Origin of the sequence: Vogesella facilis, assembly GCF_042648525.1 — a bacterium.
Taxonomy (GTDB): domain Bacteria; phylum Pseudomonadota; class Gammaproteobacteria; order Burkholderiales; family Chromobacteriaceae; genus Vogesella; species Vogesella facilis.
The window spans coordinates 21,327-38,364 of record NZ_JBHRXN010000015.1; the positions used below are offsets into that span (position 1 = coordinate 21,327).

Sequence of the window (17,038 nt, forward strand, 5' to 3'; positions counted from 1 at the left end):
CCTATTTATGACACACCGCACAGGAACCATTGCCTTCATCCACCCCGTAGATGTCGTCGATGTCATCCGGACAGACCTTCACAGGCCGAAGCGGGTTGATGGGGATGCTCTTGCGCAGGCGCGCGCGGCGGATTTCGTATTCCGCCTCGATCTCGGCTACACGCTCGGGTTGCTCCATGTCGGAAAGGGATTCGCCCTTGGACCATGTGAACGGAGAGCCATGCTCCAAAGCGTCCTTCTCCAACGCTTTTGCGGCCTCATAGGCCTTCGGGTGCTTGTCCCTCAGGCGGACCCATTCGATCTTTTGCTGGAAGAAGCAGAACGTGCAGCCGCTGCGCGAGCGCCATTCGTAATACTTGGGGTACCCAACGCCTGAGTTTTCCAGGATGTCGATCACGCCGGCTTTGTCGATGCCCGCTTCGCGAAATGGCAGTTTCACTAAAAGGTTATCCGATTTTGACGAATAGCCTTCTCGATAATCCTCGTCAGCTCGTATCGCCACATAGGAGCTCACTTTATCGCCAGCGGCAAGCCATGGTCGCACCCATTGCTCAAACGGAGCAAGCTTGAGCATACGGGTGCACCAGCGTGTCTGCGGGCTGGGCAGAAAGTGGTTATATTCACGCAGCCAGAACTTGAAGTCGCGTCGAGGATTGAGCCTAGCGATCGGCTTGCCCAAGTAACCTTCGAGGCGCCCCAAGAACTCGTGGACCTCGGGCAGCTCTTCGCCGGTATCGGTAAAGAAGTAGTCGATATCCAGCTCTGGATGGTGGTCACGCATATAGATTGCCAGGGCTGCACTGTCCTTGCCTCCTGATAATCCCAAGACGTGCCTATCAGTCATTAGAAGTCTCCTTGTCGTTCGATGCTAGCTTCATCCCAGCCTTGGCGAGGATTGCCAGTAGCACTTCAGTTCCAAGTCCTTGGCCTGAGAGCAGCAAGGTAACCTCTTCTGCTTTAGATTCCACCGTCTTGCGGTGGCGCTCGTCGATCGAGAATGAGCGAGAGATCGTCTTAGTATCTGAGCCCGTGCCAATGACTACGGCGATGGCCTCGCTGTGTGCCTTGCGGCCTTGAACGGCGACGAAGGCCTCCGCCTCTCGAAAGCGGCGAGCGAATTTAGCCAGTTCTAGGTTCACGGCGTCTATGTGGCGGTCGACCCATTCACGCGGCGGCTTCTCGGCGGCAAGGCTTAGGATGCCTTCAAGCGCGGTGCGGCTCTCATCGAGCCCAGAAAGACGCGTCGCGAAGGCGTCAAGCCGCAGATCGCCCGAAACTCCGGCGACTGCTTTGGCCCGGTCGCGCAGGGACTCCAAGTCTTCACGGGACGCATCAAGGGCTTCGAGCATCTTGGCTTCGACCGTCGCCAACATCTTTCCATAGGCTCCGGCAAGCTCCTGCAGTGGTGCACGCAAGGCACTCACGTAGGACTCGCCATCCTCTGCGTTCAGAAGCGACGCTAGGTCGACGAACAACACCTTGTGTGGGTCGCTGGCCTTTAAGAGCATGTCGCGCATCGCCTTGGCAGTTTCGCCGATACGCTGTGTCCTGCGGGCCCACTCTGGCAGATTGAAGACCATGGCCACTAGGCCGCGGGCAGCCTCCAGCGGATCGGCGGCTCCAGCGCTCTCTCCGATCTCGGCCAACAGTTTGGCGATACCTTCGAGGATGCGGCTTTTATCTTCGTCGATGGCCACCCAGCGCATTGAGAAGCGGCGGGGATCTTGCAGGCACTCATCGATATCGGCATCAGTGAACCGCGGTACGAACATCCCGTCTTTGTAGACGGCGATATTCGCCTTGTGGGCTAGCAAGAAGGCCGTCAAGACTACGGGCTGGATCCCTTGCTTCATTCCGAAGGGCGGCGCACTCCACAATTTGTAGATTGAGTCTGCACTAACCAGGGCGTTGGCATCAGAGAATAGATTCCGGGTGGCTTGCCATAGGTTGGCAAACCCTTCCGCCTTGCCATCGCCCGGTGCTTGGCAACGCCAGGTTCCTATGGTGTCCTGACGATGTAGCTCCGTGCTCTTAAGTAGCGTCTCGTAGAGCCCGCGCTCTGCGGGAAAGCCTTCGAAGCCCAAGGCCTCTAGGCCTTCCGAGTCGACCATCGCATGCAGCAGGTCGCGGCGAGCCTTGACGCTATTGCTAGAAATACTGTCGCGGTTGACCAGTTCGCTCCAAACCGGAGGGCAGGAGCTGAATAGAGCGTCAGCGAGCTCGGAAGCCACGGGTGACAGCTTTGTGCCTGACTCGATGATTTGGTCGCTACCGTCATGCCAGTTTGCCAGCGACACCGCGGCTTGGAGCTGATCTTCCAACTCAGCCCGAGTCGCTGCCAAGCGCGCGTAGACCTCGCGGCGGGCGACGGCATCCCCGGAGAGTTCGTGGCGATCCTTGACCTGTTCCAAAGCAACTAGCTCGGCGGACAGTTCGGCAATGCGAGTATGGTTTGTAGGGATGCCGACCATAATTGGCCACGGGCGCAGTTTGGAGCAGAGTCGCGCCCGATTTCGGGCCTCATGCAGACTCATGCCGCGGTTAGGCAGTGCTAGGACGAACATGCCGAACTCACCCTTGTGGGGGTGGTAGTTCGCAACCAGCTTTTCGGCCTGTTCAATGCTGCACAGCAATAATTCCATCCACCGCATCGAGCCCGTTTCGTGGTAGTGGCGCTTAGCTACGACTGGATGCAGTCCCATGAGCTGAGACAGACGACCAAAATCGATACCTGGCGAGCTCGCCAAGGCCTGGGCGATAGCGGCATCGATGTCAAAGTCGCTACCTTCGAATACTGACCAAGCTCCCGTGTAGCTTTTGTAGATTGCGACTTTCAGAGTCGAGAGCTTTTGGAGGGCGGCGTCGAGCTCTTCACTAGTCTTGTCGTAGAAGAGTGCCCCTAGTACTGCCGCGTCGGCCGCAAGGCCTGAGCCATTGCGAAAGAGATCGATGACGGCAATGTTTTTGATCAGGGCGACCAGAAGGGGGTCACCTGATTTCGCTTCGGCCCGCTCGACGGCCTCTACGGCTTGCGACCAGCGATGCCCATCAGGGGAGGCGAGGATTGCTGGTTCCAAGTTCGCCCGCAGGTAGTTCCAGTAATCTCCTGGCTGATACCAAGCAGCCTGGCTAACGGCTGTCGAGTCCAAATAGGAGCGGAAGCCATGCGGCTCGACTGATGACAGAAACCCGAAGGTACTGCGCTCATTCTGGCCGAACTGTCGTTTGGAGATCGGGCCCAACAGTGCTGCCATTGCTGGGTGCAGAGGCCAGCAGGCGTAGAGTGCTTTAGCGAAATCTTGCCCCACTGCGGGCCGGCGGGAACGGATGGCTTCTGCGATGGACTTGGATGCGTCAAGCATCCAGTCAGGTCGTGTCTTGGTTTCGATCGCCCGGCCGATGAGCTCTACGACCTCGTCGCTGGCTGCGACGAAGGGGAGATCGACGAACCGTCCTTGGACTTTGGCCCAATCATCTCGAGTGTCGATGCCGAGCCGGGCGGAATACTGGGCGAAAGATTGGTGTAGTACCCCCACGACTACCAAGCGTCCTTCGGAGCGTGCTGCAGCTTCGGCGAGCTCTTGGAAGAAGTAGACATCGTCTCCTGAGCCCAATGCGGAGGCCTCCAGGAACTTGCCCATCTCATCGATGATGACCAATACGCCGTCTTGCGGTCGGTCCTTTGCTTCTTGGAGAAGTTCGGCGATGACGCTTAGGGCACTCGGCTTGTTACGGCCATCGACGCTCTTGCCCTGGGCTTGCCGGATGGAGGCCCCAAGCTCAGCTACAACGCTTCCGCGACGACCTACCACTGGTACGAGCAGCCAGCCAGTGTTAACTGGGAAGGCTTTGTCAAAGGCGGACTTGGAATCCAAGCATAGGGCTTCGCGTGCAAGAGCCCGGAGAGTTAGGTCAGAATGCAGCGCGCTAGCTAATGCTACGGCCAACGACGATTTGCCTCCTCCGAAAGGTCCTGTCCAAGTGAAGCTGCGTTGATTGGTGTTAGCAAGCTGTTTGCACATGCCATCGACAACCGAAGCTGCCGTCGCATGGCAGATGTAGCCTGCGAGCGCGTCGGCACGGCCGATGTCCGCGTCGAGCCGGATAGATCGCTGGTATTGGCGCGAAATTTGGACGATGTCCGAGAGCACCTGTTCCTTCGTGTCAGTCATAAGCGCGCCTGATTAGTTCTTTGCAGTCTTCTTTGGACATGGGCTTACGGTGAACCTGCCGCAGGCCCGCCGAATCGGTCCACACGATCTTTCCCCCGGTGAAATCAGCAAGCCCGATTAACCGTTGGGCAATTGACTCCTCATCGAGCTTGAAGACACGTCCTGGGGAGCCTTCCGCATACGCTACTGCCTCGAAAGCTAACGAGCTTTGTCCATCGGCTTGGCTATCCCAGAAATCAACCAAGGCATAGGCGAAGACACCGTCATGTAGCGATGACTTAGGTCCCCGCCGGAAGGCGTATTGGCCTTTGTGAACCTCTTGTAATAGCCCCAATTCACCAAGCAAGGGCTCGGCGAAATCTTCCGGAGAGCCTCCTGCTGCGCGTGGTGCGTAGCTTCGCAGGCACGTCTCTAAGTCACGTGAAATCGTCGAGGTTGAGAGCCTGTGCTTTAGATCGATTTTGCGGGCGTAGTGAGCCAAGGGTTCTTCGAGCTCTTGGCGGGTGAAGGTAGGGGCAGTCACATGGTTGAACAGCCAATACCATGTTGTCGATCGGATACATTTCCCGGCTAGTTGCCAGTGTACGAGCCACGCGGTCGCTGGATTTTCCGCATAGGGGTCCAATCCTCCGTCACGAAGGATTTCGGTTGCGAGCTTGTTAATCCTGAACTCATTTGGACCTGCTTCGGTCATTAGGCCACACGCTAGCGCCCAATGCTTGATAGAGGCCACCATATTCTTGCCGACTCCAAAGGCCGCGATGGCGTCCGCGTCCGAAAAGGCAGCTTTAGGAATGCTTCCCCCACTTGTGGCTCGGTCAAAAGCTTTTTTAAGCCACATCTGTCGAAGCGGAAAGGTTTCGTGGCCTGAGAAGTGCACACGAACCCCTGAGTGTATTTGTGCAGTCATGCCCTGCATTATAAGGTAAATGTGCTCCAACTGGTGGACTCCACCAGTTCGGAGGACGCGATTCTGGCACTCTTTTCTATGACAATGAGAACTCCTATGGCATATTTGAGCGTGGCTCAATGCGTGTGTCGTGTAATGCCCAAGCATAACTGGCTGAAAACAAAAGAATCTTCACGGGGCTGCATGCTCTAATTTCTGTTGACGCTATCCGTACTGCTTTCTCTTGGGCTCAGCCCAGCATGTTTTCACACGTTTATCTGGATATGCCCCATGTGATCCAGCCGTCAGTGGTCAGGTGCTATAAGCGCCTGCACACGGGGTCGTGGCCACCGTTCAACTTGCCGCCAGGCCCAAGTCGAGCTGCGCCTGAAACGCTGGATTGACTGCCACCAGTGGGCCGGACACGCATGTGCCGGCCTTCGTTTAGTTGCGTAACTAGGCCGTCTTGAAGAGTGGCGTAACCTTGGCTCCTTCGATTTGCGCCTGCACAAAGTCTGCCCATGCCTGCATGATCACCTTACGTTGATCTGCATACTGGGCACGGTTATATACTCCTTTGATGCCAACAATCTTGTGTGCGAGCGCCTTCTCAATGGCGTCAGATGGATGCCCCATCTCGTGCAGGTGGGTAGAAGCGGTACGGCGGAAGTCATGTAGCACGAAATGCTGAACGTCCAGCGAGAGCGCCCTTACGGCCTGATTCAGCGTGCTGCCGGAAATCGGGCGGTCATCGCTGCCGCGCGTGCTTGGAAACAGGTAAGCAGAATGGCCGGCCAGGGCACGTAGTTCTAGCAGTAACTCTTTGGCTTGCCGGGATAGGTACACACGGTGCGGTCGGTCCTTCTTCATGCGCTCGGCCGGGATGTCCCACACTCCACCCTCCAGGTCGATCTCTTCCCACTTCCCTTCCGTCAGTTCGGTCTTGCGCACCATGGTGATTACCAGCAGATGCAGGGCGAGCTTGAGCGCACGGCGGATGTCCGAAGCGTATATAGCGCGCAGTACTTTCCCAACTTCATCACCGGATAGTGCCCGAGTACGACTTTCTTCTGTAGCAATGAAGCGCGCAACCAGAGCGGCAGCGGGGTTGTTCTCCACCATCCGGCGGGCGATGGCGTAGTCGTACATACGCTTGACGACGTTACGGGTTTGGAGCGCCATCTTTGGTGAGCCACGTGACTTGATACGGTCACACAGCTCCAACACGTCACCCGGTTTCACCTCAGTCAGCGGCATGCCACCCAGCCAGGGCAGCACGTCCTTCTCCATCACCCGGCGCATGGTTTTCTGATAACTGGTGGACTTGCCTTCCAATTGCTCAGCAAGCCATCCTTCGGCAAAGGCAGCTACCGTGTTGCGCTTCTCGGCCTTGGCCGCTTGTACTGCTCGCTTGGGTGACTCGCCGCGAGCTACCAGCTCTGCCCATTCATCCCGTTGCTTGCGAGCAGCCGCCAGGCTGATCTCGGGATAAGGGCCGATAGTCAAGGGGGCTTGGCGAACGCCGTGTAATTGATAGCGGTAACGCCAGATTTTGGAGCCACTGGGCATGACTTCGAGCAGCAGACCGCCGGCGTCGCTTACTCGGTAGCGTTCGTTCTTGGGCTTTAGAGCCCTGATCTTGGTGTCCGTCAGCGGAATGGCTTGGCGTGGCATGGCTGATCACCTCAATAGGTACACATATTAGGTACACGCGTACTCAGCGTAGAAGCCTTGTATTGCAATGGGTTTAGAAGAAATGGTATCTGTTAGCTTTGTATTTCTTAGGCTGTTTAACCGTCGGAAACGGGGAGTTTGGCCGAGCTTTTGTCACCATTTAGGTACACGATTTGCCCGTTAATTTGGTGTCGTGTACCTAATTGTGTACCTAAAGCAGCTGGCTGTCTATGGAATCTGTTGGACTTTGTTGGATGGATAAAGCCCCGTATTTCGGGGCTTGTGTGGGTGTTTTGGAAGGCATCAGACGAGGTTGGATGTTAATTCACTTTCCGATGCAGAAGCGCGAGAAGATCACGCCCAGCAGGTCGTCGGGGGTGAAGCGGCCGGTGATTTCCGACAGCGCGTTCTGCGCCATGCGCAGCTCCTCGGCGAAGATTTCCACCAGCTGCCAGTCCTGCTCGGCCAGCGCCAGGTGGTCGGCGGCGCGGGCGATGGCGTCCAGGTGGCGTTCGCGCGCCAGGAATACGCCGGCGTCTTCGCCCTGGTAGCCGATCATCTCCAGCAGCAGCGCGCGCAGGTCGTCCACGCCGGCGTGGGTGCGAGCGGACAGCCGTACCACCGGGTGGCCGTCTTCCTGGCTGCGGCCAACCTCGCCGCCGGCCAGGTCCACCTTGTTGAATACATGCACGCGCGGCAGGCTGGCCGGCAGTTTGTCGAGGATGGCCTGGGTGTCGGCGACGATGCCTTCGCGGCTGTCGATCAGCACCAGCGCCAGGTCGGCGCGTTCCACCGCCTGCCAGGTGCGCTCGATGCCGATGCGCTCCACCACGTCGTCGGTATCGCGCAGGCCGGCGGTGTCGATGATGTGAACCGGCACGCCGTCGATCACGATCTCCTCGCGCACGGTGTCGCGGGTGGTGCCGGCGATGTCGGTGACGATGGCGATGTCGTCGCCGGCCAGTGCGTTCATCAGGCTGGATTTGCCGACGTTGGGCTGCCCCACCAGCACCACGTGCATGCCTTCGCGCAGCAGCGCGCCCTGGCGCGCGGTGCGTTGTACCGTCTGCAGCTGGCCGCGCAGATTCCGCAGCCGGCCCACCGCGTCGGCCTTCTGCAGGAAGTCGATGTCTTCCTCGGGGAAGTCGAGCGTGGCTTCCACCAGCATGCGCAGGTTGATCAGCTCGTCCACCAGCACGTGGATCTCGTGCGAGAAGGCGCCTTTCAGCGATTTCAGCGCGCTCTTGGCGGCGCTTTCACTGGCGGCGTCGATCAGGTCGGCCACGCTTTCCGCCTGCGCCAGGTCCAGCTTGTCGTTCAGGAACGCGCGCTTGGTGAATTCGCCCGGCTCCGCCAGCCGCGCGCCCAGCTGCAGGCAGCGGCTGATCAGCATCTTCAGCACCACCGGCCCGCCGTGGCCCTGCAGCTCGATGACGTCCTCGCCGGTAAAGCTGTTGGGGCCGGGGAAGTACAGCAGCAGGCCATTGTCGATGGCGCTGCCGTCATCGGCGTAAAAGTCGCTGTAGGTGGCGTAGCGCGGCTTGGGCGTCTTGCCGCCGCTGATGGCCTGCGCGAACGGCAGCAGCTGCTGGCCGGAGATGCGCACCACGCCGACGCCGCCGCGCCCGGGGGCGGTGGCAACGGCGCAGATGGTGCTGGGGGTGTAGGCGAGGTTCATGCTGGTTTCCGGTTCAGGGCCATGTCGGCAGCGCTCGCAAGGGGCGGGCGCTAGCGGCATGGTCTTGCTTAGGTATATCAAAAAGCCCGGCCATGTGGCCGGGCTTGGATTCTAGCTTGCAAGGTTGGCCGCAGCTTATGACTGCAGTGCCGCCTTGCGGGCGTTTTCGATCTTCTTGTTCACGTAGTACTGCTGGCTGATGGACAGCAGGTTGTTGACTACCCAGTACAGCACCAGGCCGGCCGGGAAGAAGAAGAACATGGCCGAGAACGCCAGCGGCATGATCTTCATCATCTTCGCCTGCATCGGATCGGCCGGCGGCGGGTTGAGGAAGGTCTGCGCGAACATGCTCACCGCCATCAGTACCGGCAGGATGTAGTACGGGTCCGGGCGGGCCAGGTCGACGATGTACATCCAGGAAGCCTGGCGCAGTTCTACCGAAGCCAGCAGCGCCCAGTACAGGCCGATGAACACCGGAATCTGGATCAGCATCGGCAGGCAGCCGCCCAGCGGGTTGACCTTCTCGGTCTTGTACATCTCCATCACCGCCTGCTGGAACTTCATGCGGTCGTCGCCATGCTGCTGCTTCAGGTTTTCCAGACGCGGCGCCAGCGCCTTCATCTTGGCCATCGAGCGGTAGGAGGCGGCGGTCAGCGGGTAGAACGCGGCTTTCACCAGCAGGGTCAGGAATACGATCGCCCAGCCCCAGTTCTGCACCATGGCGTGCAGCTTGGTCAGCAGCCAGAACAGCGGCGAGGCGAAGATGTGCACCTTGCCGAAGTCCTTGGCGTAGGCCATGCCGTCGGCCACCTTGGTGATCAGGTTGTATTCCTCCGGGCCGGCGTACAGCGGCACGGTGAACGACGCGCTCTTGCCGGCGGCGATCGGCGCCACGTTCACCATCACGGCGGCGGAGTAGCTGCCGTTTTTCGGCTCCAGCTGGAAGGTGCAGGCCTGCGCGTTGGCGCACACGGCGTTGCCTTCGTACGGCTTCAGGATCCAGGCGCTCATGAAGTAGTGCTGGATCATCGCCACCCAGCCGTTGTCGGCGTTCTTGGTGTACTCGGCCTTGCCTTTGTCCAGATCGGAGAAGTCCACTTTCTGGAACGCGTTCTCGGCGGTGTATACCGCCGGGCCGGTGAAGGTGTGGGCAAAGCGGCCTTCGCCTTCCGGTGCCTTGCCGTCACGCAGCAGGCGGTAGTAGGCGGTGGTGGACAGCGGGGCGGCAGTGCCGTTGGCAATGTCGTAGCGCACGTCGATCAGGTAGCTGCCCTTCTTGAAGGTGTACACCTTGCTGACCTTCACGCCATTGGCGTCAGGGGCGGTCAGCTTCACTTCCACCTTGTCGCCCTGCAGGCTGTAGCTGGTCTGCTCGGCAGTGAACACGGTCTTGTGGGTCGGCAGCGCGGCATTGCCGGCGGCGATCAGGCCGGTCTGCGCCACGTACAGGCGTTCACCCTTGTCGGTGAACAGCTCGAACGGCTTGCTGGCGTCCTCGGCGGCGTTGTGCTTTTTCAGCTGCAGGCTGCGCAGGTCGCCACCGTTGGTGTCGATTTCGGCGTGCAGCACGTCGGTGTCCACCACCACACGTTGGCCGCGCGCCAGCTTGGCGCTGTCGGCCACCGGGGCGGCAGTCGAGGCCGGCAGGTCGGCATTGCCGGAGGCTGCCGCGCTGGCCTGTTGGTGCACGGCGGGTTTGGCGGTGGGCTTCGGCGCGAAGTAGTTCTGCCACAGCAGCAGAATGCCGAAGGACAGCGCGATGAAGATGATCAGTCGTTTGGAGTCCATCTTACTTACCGGAAAGGTCAGGGAACCGGGTCATAACCGCTGCCGCCCCAGGGGTGACAACGGCAAATCCGTCGTGTCGCAAGCAGGCCGCCCTTGAGTGCGCCATGCTTTCTCAGGGCCTCGATGGCGTAGCTGGAGCAGGTCGGCTGGTAGCGGCACCGCGGCGCAAGCCACGGGCTGATGGCCAGCTGGTAGAAACGCACCAGCAGGATCAGGAGTTGCGACATCGCGCTAGTTTAGCAAAGAGTGCGGCCAACGCTGCGATGGCGTCATGGTATTCGTCACGGTGATAGGCCTGGCGTGAGCGCACCACGAAATCCATCGCCGGCAGCGTGTCGCGGTGCTGGCGAAACCACTCGCGGACCGTGCGCTTGATGTAGTTGCGGCGATTGGCGCGCTTGGCGACCTTCTTGCCGACTACCAGCCCCAGTCGCGGGTGATCCAGGCCGTTGGGCCGGGCGTACACCTGGAACAGTGTATTGCTGCGCGCGTTGCGCAAATGAAAAACGGATGAGAACTCATCCGTTTTCAAAAGCCGGTGCGCACGGCGAAAGGTGTGATCCAAGCGTTATACAGCCAGACGCTTGCGACCCTTGGCACGACGGGCGGCCAGAACGGCGCGACCACCGCGGGTCTTGGAACGAACGAGGAAACCGTGGGTGCGCTTGCGACGGGTATTGGACGGCTGGTAAGTACGTTTCATGATGATTTTCCTGTTTCGAAACGGAAATAAACGCGTGATTACACAGATAAAACCGCCTTTTGTCAACCTTGTCGACGGGGGCGGCCGTCGCGACGCGGGCCGGGCGGGTGGCCGCGCCACAGAACAGCTGTTTGATTTTCGTCAGTCCATGACGTCGGTCTGGCGGGCGCGCTGCGTAAAAAGCTTGCAGTGCTGTGGATAACTTTGATCAAACACTATAGAATTACCCCTCTTGCAGATGCCGCTCTGCTGCCGAGTCTGTCCCCGCTGCCTGCTACTGGCGGCGCGCAACCCGGCCCCCTCAGCAGAACCCCAAATAAAACGTTGTCGGTCACCCGCCGGCAGCTGTTCCCGCCGCGCCAAAACTGTCTGCGGCGGGATTTTGTTTTTAATGACTCATTGATGACCGAACCGGAACAATTCTGGCCCCTGTGCCTGACGCGGCTTGAGGAAGAACTCTCCTCGCAGCAATTCAACACCTGGATCCGCCCTCTGGCCGCCGAAGTGGCCGAGGAGGCGGTGGTGTTGTACGCGCCCAACCGCTTCATCCTGCAGTTCATCAAGGATCGCTTCCTGGCGCGCATCGAGGCGCTGGCGATCGAACTGCTGGGCGAACTGCCGGTGGAGCTGCGCATCGGTGCGCCGGCCGGCGCCGCCCCGGCCGCGCCGACGCCGCCCAAGAGCAGCGCCCGCGCCGGTGCCGCCCCGGCGGCGGCCGGTGCGGCCAACGTGGCCGCGGTCGATGTCGGCGCCGACAAGTCGCTAGCGCCGGCGGTGGCGGCCTCGCCGAAGCAGACCGCGCTGAAGGCCATTGGCGGAGGACACGAGAGCACCCGCCTCAACCCGGCGTTCACCTTCGACACCCTGGTGACCGGTAAGGGCAACCAGCTGGCGCGCGCTGCCGCGCTGCAGATCGCCGAAAACCCGGGCGATGCCGCCTACAACCCGCTGTTCGTCTACGGCGGCGTGGGTCTGGGTAAGACCCACTTGATCCAGGCCATCGGCAACCACGTGTATGCCAAGAACCCGCAGGCGCGCATCCGCTACATTCATGCCGAGCGCTACGTCGCCGACATCATGCGCGCCTATCAGCACAAGGCCTTCGACGAGTTCAAGCGCTACTACCACTCGCTGGACCTGCTGCTGATCGACGACATCCAGTTCTTTGCCGGCAAGAACCGCACCCAGGAAGAATTCTTCTACGCCTTCAACGCGCTGATCGAGGGCGGCAAGCAGGTGATCATGACCTGCGACAGCTACCCCAAGCAGATCGAGGGCATGGAGGAACGGTTGATCTCGCGCTTCAGCTGGGGCCTGACGGTGGAAATCCAGCCGCCGGAGCTGGAAATGCGCGTGGCGATCCTGATGAAGAAGGCCGAGGCCGACAACACCAAGCTGGATCACAACGTGGCGTTCTTCATCGCCCAGAACGTGCGCAGCAACGTGCGCGAGCTGGAAGGCGCGCTCAAGCGCGTGGTGGCCTACGCCCGCTTCACCAGCCAGCCGATCACCATGGAGCTGGTGAAGGAAGCGCTGAAGGACATCCTGGCCGCCGGCAACCGCCAGGTCACCATCGATGCCATCCAGAAGACGGTGGCCGAGTACTACAAGATCAAGCTGTCGGACATGCACAGCAAGAAGCGCAGCCGCGACATCGCCCGTCCGCGCCAGGTAGCGATGGCGCTGGCCAAGGAGCTGACTTCGCTGAGCCTGCCCAATATCGGCGACGCCTTTGGCGGCCGCGACCACACCACCGTGCTGCATGCCTGCAAGACCATTGCCGAGATGCGCGGTAGTGATGGTGACATAGCGCACGATTACGATACGCTGCTGGCCATGCTGCGTAACTGAAACCGATTAAACGAACCTGTAACCCGGGAGTCTGCACATGCTGATTCTGCAAGCCGAACGCGACGCGCTGCTCAAACCCCTGCTGGCTGTCACCGGCATCGTCGAGCGCCGCCACACCCTGCCGATCCTGTCCAACGTGCTGATCGAGAAAAAGGCCGACGCGGTGAGCTTTCTCGCCACCGACCTGGAAATCCAGATCACCACCGCCAGCCCGGACGACATGGCTGGCGAGGCCTTCCGCCTGACCACCTCGGCCAAGAAGCTGCAGGACATCCTGCGCGCCATTCCCGGCAACGCCACCGTGACCCTGGAACAGCAGGATGCTGGCCGCCTGACGCTGAAAGCCGGCAAGAGCCGCTTCAACCTGCAGACCCTGCCGGCCGACGACTTCCCGCTGCTGACCGCCGGCAGCGCCGCCGAGGCCAGCTTCCAGCTGAGCCAGCGCGACCTGAAGCGCCTGATCGCCCAGGTGCAGTACGCGATGGCAGTGCAGGACATCCGCTACTACCTCAACGGCCTGTTGCTGCAGACCGAGGGCAACCAGGTGCGCCTGATCGCCACCGACGGCCACCGCCTGGCGTTCGCCTGCGCCGACATCGAGGCCAGCCTGGCCAAGAGCGAAGTGATCCTGCCGCGCAAGACCATCCTCGAGCTGTACAAGCTGCTGCAGGACAGCGACGAGCAGATCAACATCGAGCTGCTGTCCAACCAGGTGCGCTTCAGCTTCGGCAGCACCGTGATCATCAGCAAGGTGGTGGACGGCAAGTTCCCCGACTACAACCGTGTGATCCCGCTGGATAACGACAAGATCTTCCTGATCGAGCGCGTTACCTTCCTGCAGGCGCTGCAGCGTGCCGCCATCCTGGCCAACGAGAAATTCCGCGGCGTGCGCCTGGTGCTCAAGCCGGGGGCGATGTCCATCCTGTGTACCAACAGCGAGCAGGAAGAAGCGGAAGAAGAGCTGGAAATCGCCTTCCAGGGCGGCGAGCTGGAAATCGGCTTCAACATCAACTACCTGCTGGACGTGCTGACCAACCTGCCGGCCGACACCCTGCAGCTGGCCTTCGGCGATGGCACCCGCTCGGCGCTGGTCACCATTCCGGACAACAGCAACTTCAAGTACATCGTGATGCCGATGCGCATCTGATGCGTGGGCAGGCGCGCAGGGCAAGCCTTGCGCGCGCTGTTGCGGCCAACGTTGGCCGCAACCGGTAGGGCGGCAAGCCCCGGACGAATCAAGACAAGAGTGGTTTTATGAGCGAACAGGAATACGGCGCAGACAGCATCAAGGTCCTCAAGGGTCTGGACGCAGTCCGCAAGCGCCCCGGCATGTACATTGGCGATACCCAGGACGGCACCGGTCTGCACCACATGGTGTTCGAAGTGCTGGACAACGCTATTGACGAAGCACTGGCCGGTCACGCCGACACCATCAAAGTCACCATCCACCCGGATGAATCCATTTCGGTGGAAGACAACGGCCGTGGCATCCCTACCGACATCCACCCGGAAGAAGGCCGCTCGGCAGCCGAGGTCATCATGACCATCCTGCACGCCGGCGGTAAGTTCGACAGCAACAGCTACAAGATCTCCGGCGGCCTGCACGGCGTGGGCGTGTCGGTAGTGAACGCGCTGTCCGACTGGCTCAAGCTCAAGATCTGGCGCAACGGCCAGGTGCACGAAATGGAGTTCAACCACGGTGAAGCCGTGGCGCCGCTCACCATGACCGGCCACACCAACCACCGCGGCACCCAGGTGACCTTCCACGCCAGCGAAGCCACCTTCGGCAAGATCGAATTCCACTTCGACATCCTGGCCAAGCGCATCCGCGAACTGTCCTTCCTCAACGACGGCGTGGCCATCACCCTGATCGACGAGCGCAACGGCAAGGAAGAAAACTTCGCCTTCTCCGGCGGCGTAGCCGGCTTTGTCGGCTACATGAACCGCAACAAGAACCCGCTGCATAACAAGGTGTTCTACGGCATCGGCGAAAAAGACGGCATGACGGTGGAAGTGGCGATGCAGTGGAACGACTCCTACCAGGAGAACGTGCAGTGCTTCACCAACAACATCCCGCAGCGTGACGGCGGTAGCCACCTCACCGCGCTGCGCCAGGTGATGACCCGCACCCTCAACGGCTACATCGAAGAGAGCGAAGTGGCCAAGAAGGCCAAGGTCGACACCACCGGCGACGACATGCGCGAAGGCCTTACCTGCGTGCTGTCGGTAAAGTTGCCGGACCCGAAGTTCAGCAGCCAGACCAAGGACAAACTGGTCTCCAGCGAAATCGGCCCGGTAGTGAACGAAGTGGTGAACGAGGCGCTGAAGAACTTCCTGCTGGAAAACCCCAACGAAGCCAAGATCATCACCGGCAAGATCGTGGAAGCCGCCCGCGCCCGCGAAGCCGCGCGCAAGGCGCGCGAAATCACCCGCCGCAAGGGCGTGATGGACGGCCTGGGCCTGCCCGGCAAACTGGCGGATTGCCAGGAAAAAGACCCGGCGATGTCCGAACTGTACCTGGTCGAGGGTGACTCCGCCGGCGGCTCCGCCAAACAGGGCCGCGACCGCAAGTTCCAGGCCATCCTGCCGCTGAAGGGCAAGATCCTCAACGTCGAACGCGCCCGCTTCGACAAGATGCTGCAAAGCCAGGAAGTGGCCACCCTGATCACCGCGCTGGGCTGCGGCATCGGCAAGGACGAATACAACCCGGACAAGCTGCGCTACCACCGCATCATCATCATGACCGATGCCGACGTGGATGGCGCGCACATCCGCACCCTGCTGCTCACCTTCTTCTACCGCCAGACCCCGGAGCTGGTGGAGCGCGGCCACATCTACATCGCCCAGCCGCCGCTGTACAAGGCCAAGCACGGCAAGCAGGAGCGCTACCTGAAGGACGACTTCGAGCTGAACCAGTACCTGCTGCAGCTGGCGCTGGACAAGTCCGAACTGGTGCCGGCTGCCGGCGAAGCCGCCCTGTCCGGCGACACCCTGGCCGAGATCGCGCGCCAGTACCTGCAGGCCCGCGCCGCCATCGAGCGCGAAAGCCGCGTGGTGGACCCGCTGGTGCTGCACGCACTGCTGAAGGTTGGCCGCATCGCGCTGGACAGCGAAACCGTCGCCAACGCCGCCCGCAGCGCGCTGGCCGCGGTGCTGCCGGAGGAGCTGATCGCGCTCAGCGTGCTGCGCGACGAAAAGAACGACGAATGGCTGATCAAGATCACCCGCAAGCTGCATGGCAACGTGCAGGTAACGGTGCTGGACCAGGACTTCCTCGACACCGCCGACTACGAAGTGCTGGTGAAAACCGGCGACATGCTGCAGGGCTTGCTGCGTGACGGCGCCACGGTGAAACGCGGCGACACCGTCAAGCCGGTGGCCGAGTTTGGCGACGCGCTGGACTGGCTGCTGGCCGAGGCACGCAAGGGCCTGTCCATCCAGCGTTACAAGGGTCTGGGCGAGATGAACCCCGGTCAGCTGTGGGAAACCACCATGGACCCGACCGTGCGCCGCCTGCTGAAAGTGAAAATCGAAGACGCCATGGCCGCCGACGATGTATTCACCACCCTGATGGGTGATAACGTGGAGCCACGTCGCGAATTCATCGAACGTAACGCCTTGATTGCGCGGAATATTGACGTTTAATTTTGTAGGATCCCACGAATATCTAGATTTTTCCCACTTTTCTAGATTTTTGGGATTCTGCTCTCTACATTCAGATTAGCAAATGGCCTCCAAGTTTGGAGGCCATTTGCTATTTTTAGGCCGCTGAACACAATCCGTCTCATGGTGAAGTCCTGACCGCTTTTCGGCCTTAGCGGTCATTGACTCAAGTTTTGGCCAATGGCGGCTACCGACCCAAAGCAGTCGATGCCTTCATGAAAAAGTGGACACTAACGTTAGAGGTAACCGGCCCGCCAGAGGCGGGTTCGGTTGACCGACAAGTTATGCATTTTATGTATCACGAGAAAGTAAAAACCGTCGCACATTTGGGGTTTCTGGCAAGTCTTCATGGGACATAAGGTTGTAGTAGTTATCTACGGCCCGTCCGAGTATGTCCTTCGCATCTTTTTGAGGCCATGATCGAAACTCAACATCAGTTGCACCATCCATGTGCTTAGATGAATTTCTCGCATGATTAGCAATCTTGAAAAAGGTTTTTGGCTCAGAGGGTTTACCGTTTAGGGCTTCTGAATCGCCCCAGTGAATCGCCCCAGCTTCTCTAGACACTCTTGAGCCGTTGGAAATATTGCTTCTCAAACTCTACCGGCGATAGCCCGTTT

General features: G+C 60.2%; 13 protein-coding genes. 4 read left to right on the plus strand and 9 right to left on the minus strand.

The features are described 5' to 3' along the window. Position 1: 1 nt before the first annotated feature. The 9 genes from ACFOLG_RS07535 to rpmH all read right to left on the minus strand — a co-directional run bounded on the left by ACFOLG_RS07535 (position 2) and on the right by rpmH (position 10,904). Positions 2-844 carry a phosphoadenosine phosphosulfate reductase domain-containing protein gene (locus tag ACFOLG_RS07535; RefSeq protein WP_386090272.1) on the minus strand — a complete coding sequence of 281 codons (843 nt, stop codon included), beginning with the start codon at positions 842-844 and terminating at the stop codon, positions 2-4. Further along, complete coding sequence (locus tag ACFOLG_RS07540) at positions 837-4,172, minus strand: ATP-binding protein (RefSeq protein ID WP_386090274.1); 3,336 nt, start codon at positions 4,170-4,172, stop codon at positions 837-839. Before ACFOLG_RS07540 ends, ACFOLG_RS07535 begins: the two co-directional genes overlap by 8 nt. Next, positions 4,165-5,112, minus strand: coding sequence for a DUF4007 family protein (locus ACFOLG_RS07545; RefSeq protein ID WP_386090276.1), 948 nt, complete (start codon positions 5,110-5,112; stop codon positions 4,165-4,167). Before ACFOLG_RS07545 ends, ACFOLG_RS07540 begins: the two co-directional genes overlap by 8 nt. 405 nt (positions 5,113-5,517) lie before the next feature. Beyond that, positions 5,518-6,735, minus strand: a complete 1,218-nt coding sequence (locus tag ACFOLG_RS07550) for a tyrosine-type recombinase/integrase (protein WP_386090279.1) — start codon at positions 6,733-6,735, stop codon at positions 5,518-5,520. Between the two features lie 325 nt (positions 6,736-7,060). After that, the gene (gene mnmE / locus ACFOLG_RS07555) at positions 7,061-8,413 is read right to left on the minus strand and encodes a tRNA uridine-5-carboxymethylaminomethyl(34) synthesis GTPase MnmE (RefSeq protein WP_386090282.1); all 1,353 of its coding nucleotides are present in this window, start codon (positions 8,411-8,413) and stop codon (positions 7,061-7,063) included. Positions 8,414-8,548: 135 nt separating this feature from the next. Beyond that, complete coding sequence (gene yidC / locus ACFOLG_RS07560; RefSeq protein WP_386090285.1) at positions 8,549-10,201, minus strand: membrane protein insertase YidC; 1,653 nt, start codon at positions 10,199-10,201, stop codon at positions 8,549-8,551. Between the two features lie 17 nt (positions 10,202-10,218). Beyond that, positions 10,219-10,428, minus strand: a complete 210-nt coding sequence (gene yidD, locus ACFOLG_RS07565; RefSeq protein WP_349587864.1) for a membrane protein insertion efficiency factor YidD — start codon at positions 10,426-10,428, stop codon at positions 10,219-10,221. After that, entirely contained in the window at positions 10,413-10,766 is a 354-nt protein-coding gene (rnpA, locus tag ACFOLG_RS07570) for a ribonuclease P protein component (protein ID WP_386090287.1), read from the minus strand. Before rnpA ends, yidD begins: the two co-directional genes overlap by 16 nt. Before the next feature lie 3 nt (positions 10,767-10,769). Then, positions 10,770-10,904, minus strand: coding sequence for a 50S ribosomal protein L34 (gene rpmH, locus ACFOLG_RS07575; RefSeq protein ID WP_088965802.1), 135 nt, complete (start codon positions 10,902-10,904; stop codon positions 10,770-10,772). Between rpmH and ACFOLG_RS07580 the strand changes: the two genes are divergently transcribed. The 4 genes from ACFOLG_RS07580 to gyrB all read left to right on the plus strand — a co-directional run bounded on the left by ACFOLG_RS07580 (position 10,903) and on the right by gyrB (position 16,400). Next, on the plus strand, positions 10,903-11,106 hold the full coding sequence (locus tag ACFOLG_RS07580; protein WP_386090289.1) for a hypothetical protein: 204 nt from the start codon (positions 10,903-10,905) through the stop codon (positions 11,104-11,106). The two genes, rpmH and ACFOLG_RS07580, sit on opposite strands and share 2 nt — an antisense overlap. Positions 11,107-11,306: 200 nt before the next feature. Beyond that, positions 11,307-12,755 (plus strand): chromosomal replication initiator protein DnaA, encoded by a 1,449-nt coding sequence (gene dnaA / locus ACFOLG_RS07585; protein ID WP_386090292.1) that lies wholly within the window; start codon positions 11,307-11,309, stop codon positions 12,753-12,755. A gap of 37 nt (positions 12,756-12,792) precedes the next feature. Beyond that, positions 12,793-13,902 (plus strand): DNA polymerase III subunit beta, encoded by a 1,110-nt coding sequence (gene dnaN / locus ACFOLG_RS07590; protein ID WP_386090295.1) that lies wholly within the window; start codon positions 12,793-12,795, stop codon positions 13,900-13,902. Between the two features lie 107 nt (positions 13,903-14,009). After that, entirely contained in the window at positions 14,010-16,400 is a 2,391-nt protein-coding gene (gene gyrB, locus ACFOLG_RS07595) for a DNA topoisomerase (ATP-hydrolyzing) subunit B (RefSeq protein ID WP_386090297.1), read from the plus strand. Positions 16,401-17,038 lie beyond the last annotated feature (638 nt).

Excerpts from the sequence above, each read along its gene's own strand:
- ACFOLG_RS07535 (WP_386090272.1), bottom strand. The coding sequence starts at position 844 with ATGACTGATAGGCACGTCTTGGGATTATCAGGAGGCAAGGACAGTGCA.
- rpmH (WP_088965802.1), bottom strand. The coding sequence starts at position 10,904 with ATGAAACGTACTTACCAGCCGTCCAATACCCGTCGCAAGCGCACCCAC.
- ACFOLG_RS07550 (WP_386090279.1), bottom strand. The coding sequence starts at position 6,735 with ATGCCACGCCAAGCCATTCCGCTGACGGACACCAAGATCAGGGCTCTA.
- yidD (WP_349587864.1), bottom strand. The coding sequence starts at position 10,428 with ATGTCGCAACTCCTGATCCTGCTGGTGCGTTTCTACCAGCTGGCCATC.
- mnmE (WP_386090282.1), bottom strand. The coding sequence starts at position 8,413 with ATGAACCTCGCCTACACCCCCAGCACCATCTGCGCCGTTGCCACCGCC.
- yidC (WP_386090285.1), bottom strand. The coding sequence starts at position 10,201 with ATGGACTCCAAACGACTGATCATCTTCATCGCGCTGTCCTTCGGCATT.
- dnaA (WP_386090292.1), top strand. The coding sequence starts at position 11,307 with ATGACCGAACCGGAACAATTCTGGCCCCTGTGCCTGACGCGGCTTGAG.
- ACFOLG_RS07580 (WP_386090289.1), top strand. The coding sequence starts at position 10,903 with ATGATGATTTTCCTGTTTCGAAACGGAAATAAACGCGTGATTACACAG.
- gyrB (WP_386090297.1), top strand. The coding sequence starts at position 14,010 with ATGAGCGAACAGGAATACGGCGCAGACAGCATCAAGGTCCTCAAGGGT.
- ACFOLG_RS07540 (WP_386090274.1), bottom strand. The coding sequence starts at position 4,172 with ATGACTGACACGAAGGAACAGGTGCTCTCGGACATCGTCCAAATTTCG.
- dnaN (WP_386090295.1), top strand. The coding sequence starts at position 12,793 with ATGCTGATTCTGCAAGCCGAACGCGACGCGCTGCTCAAACCCCTGCTG.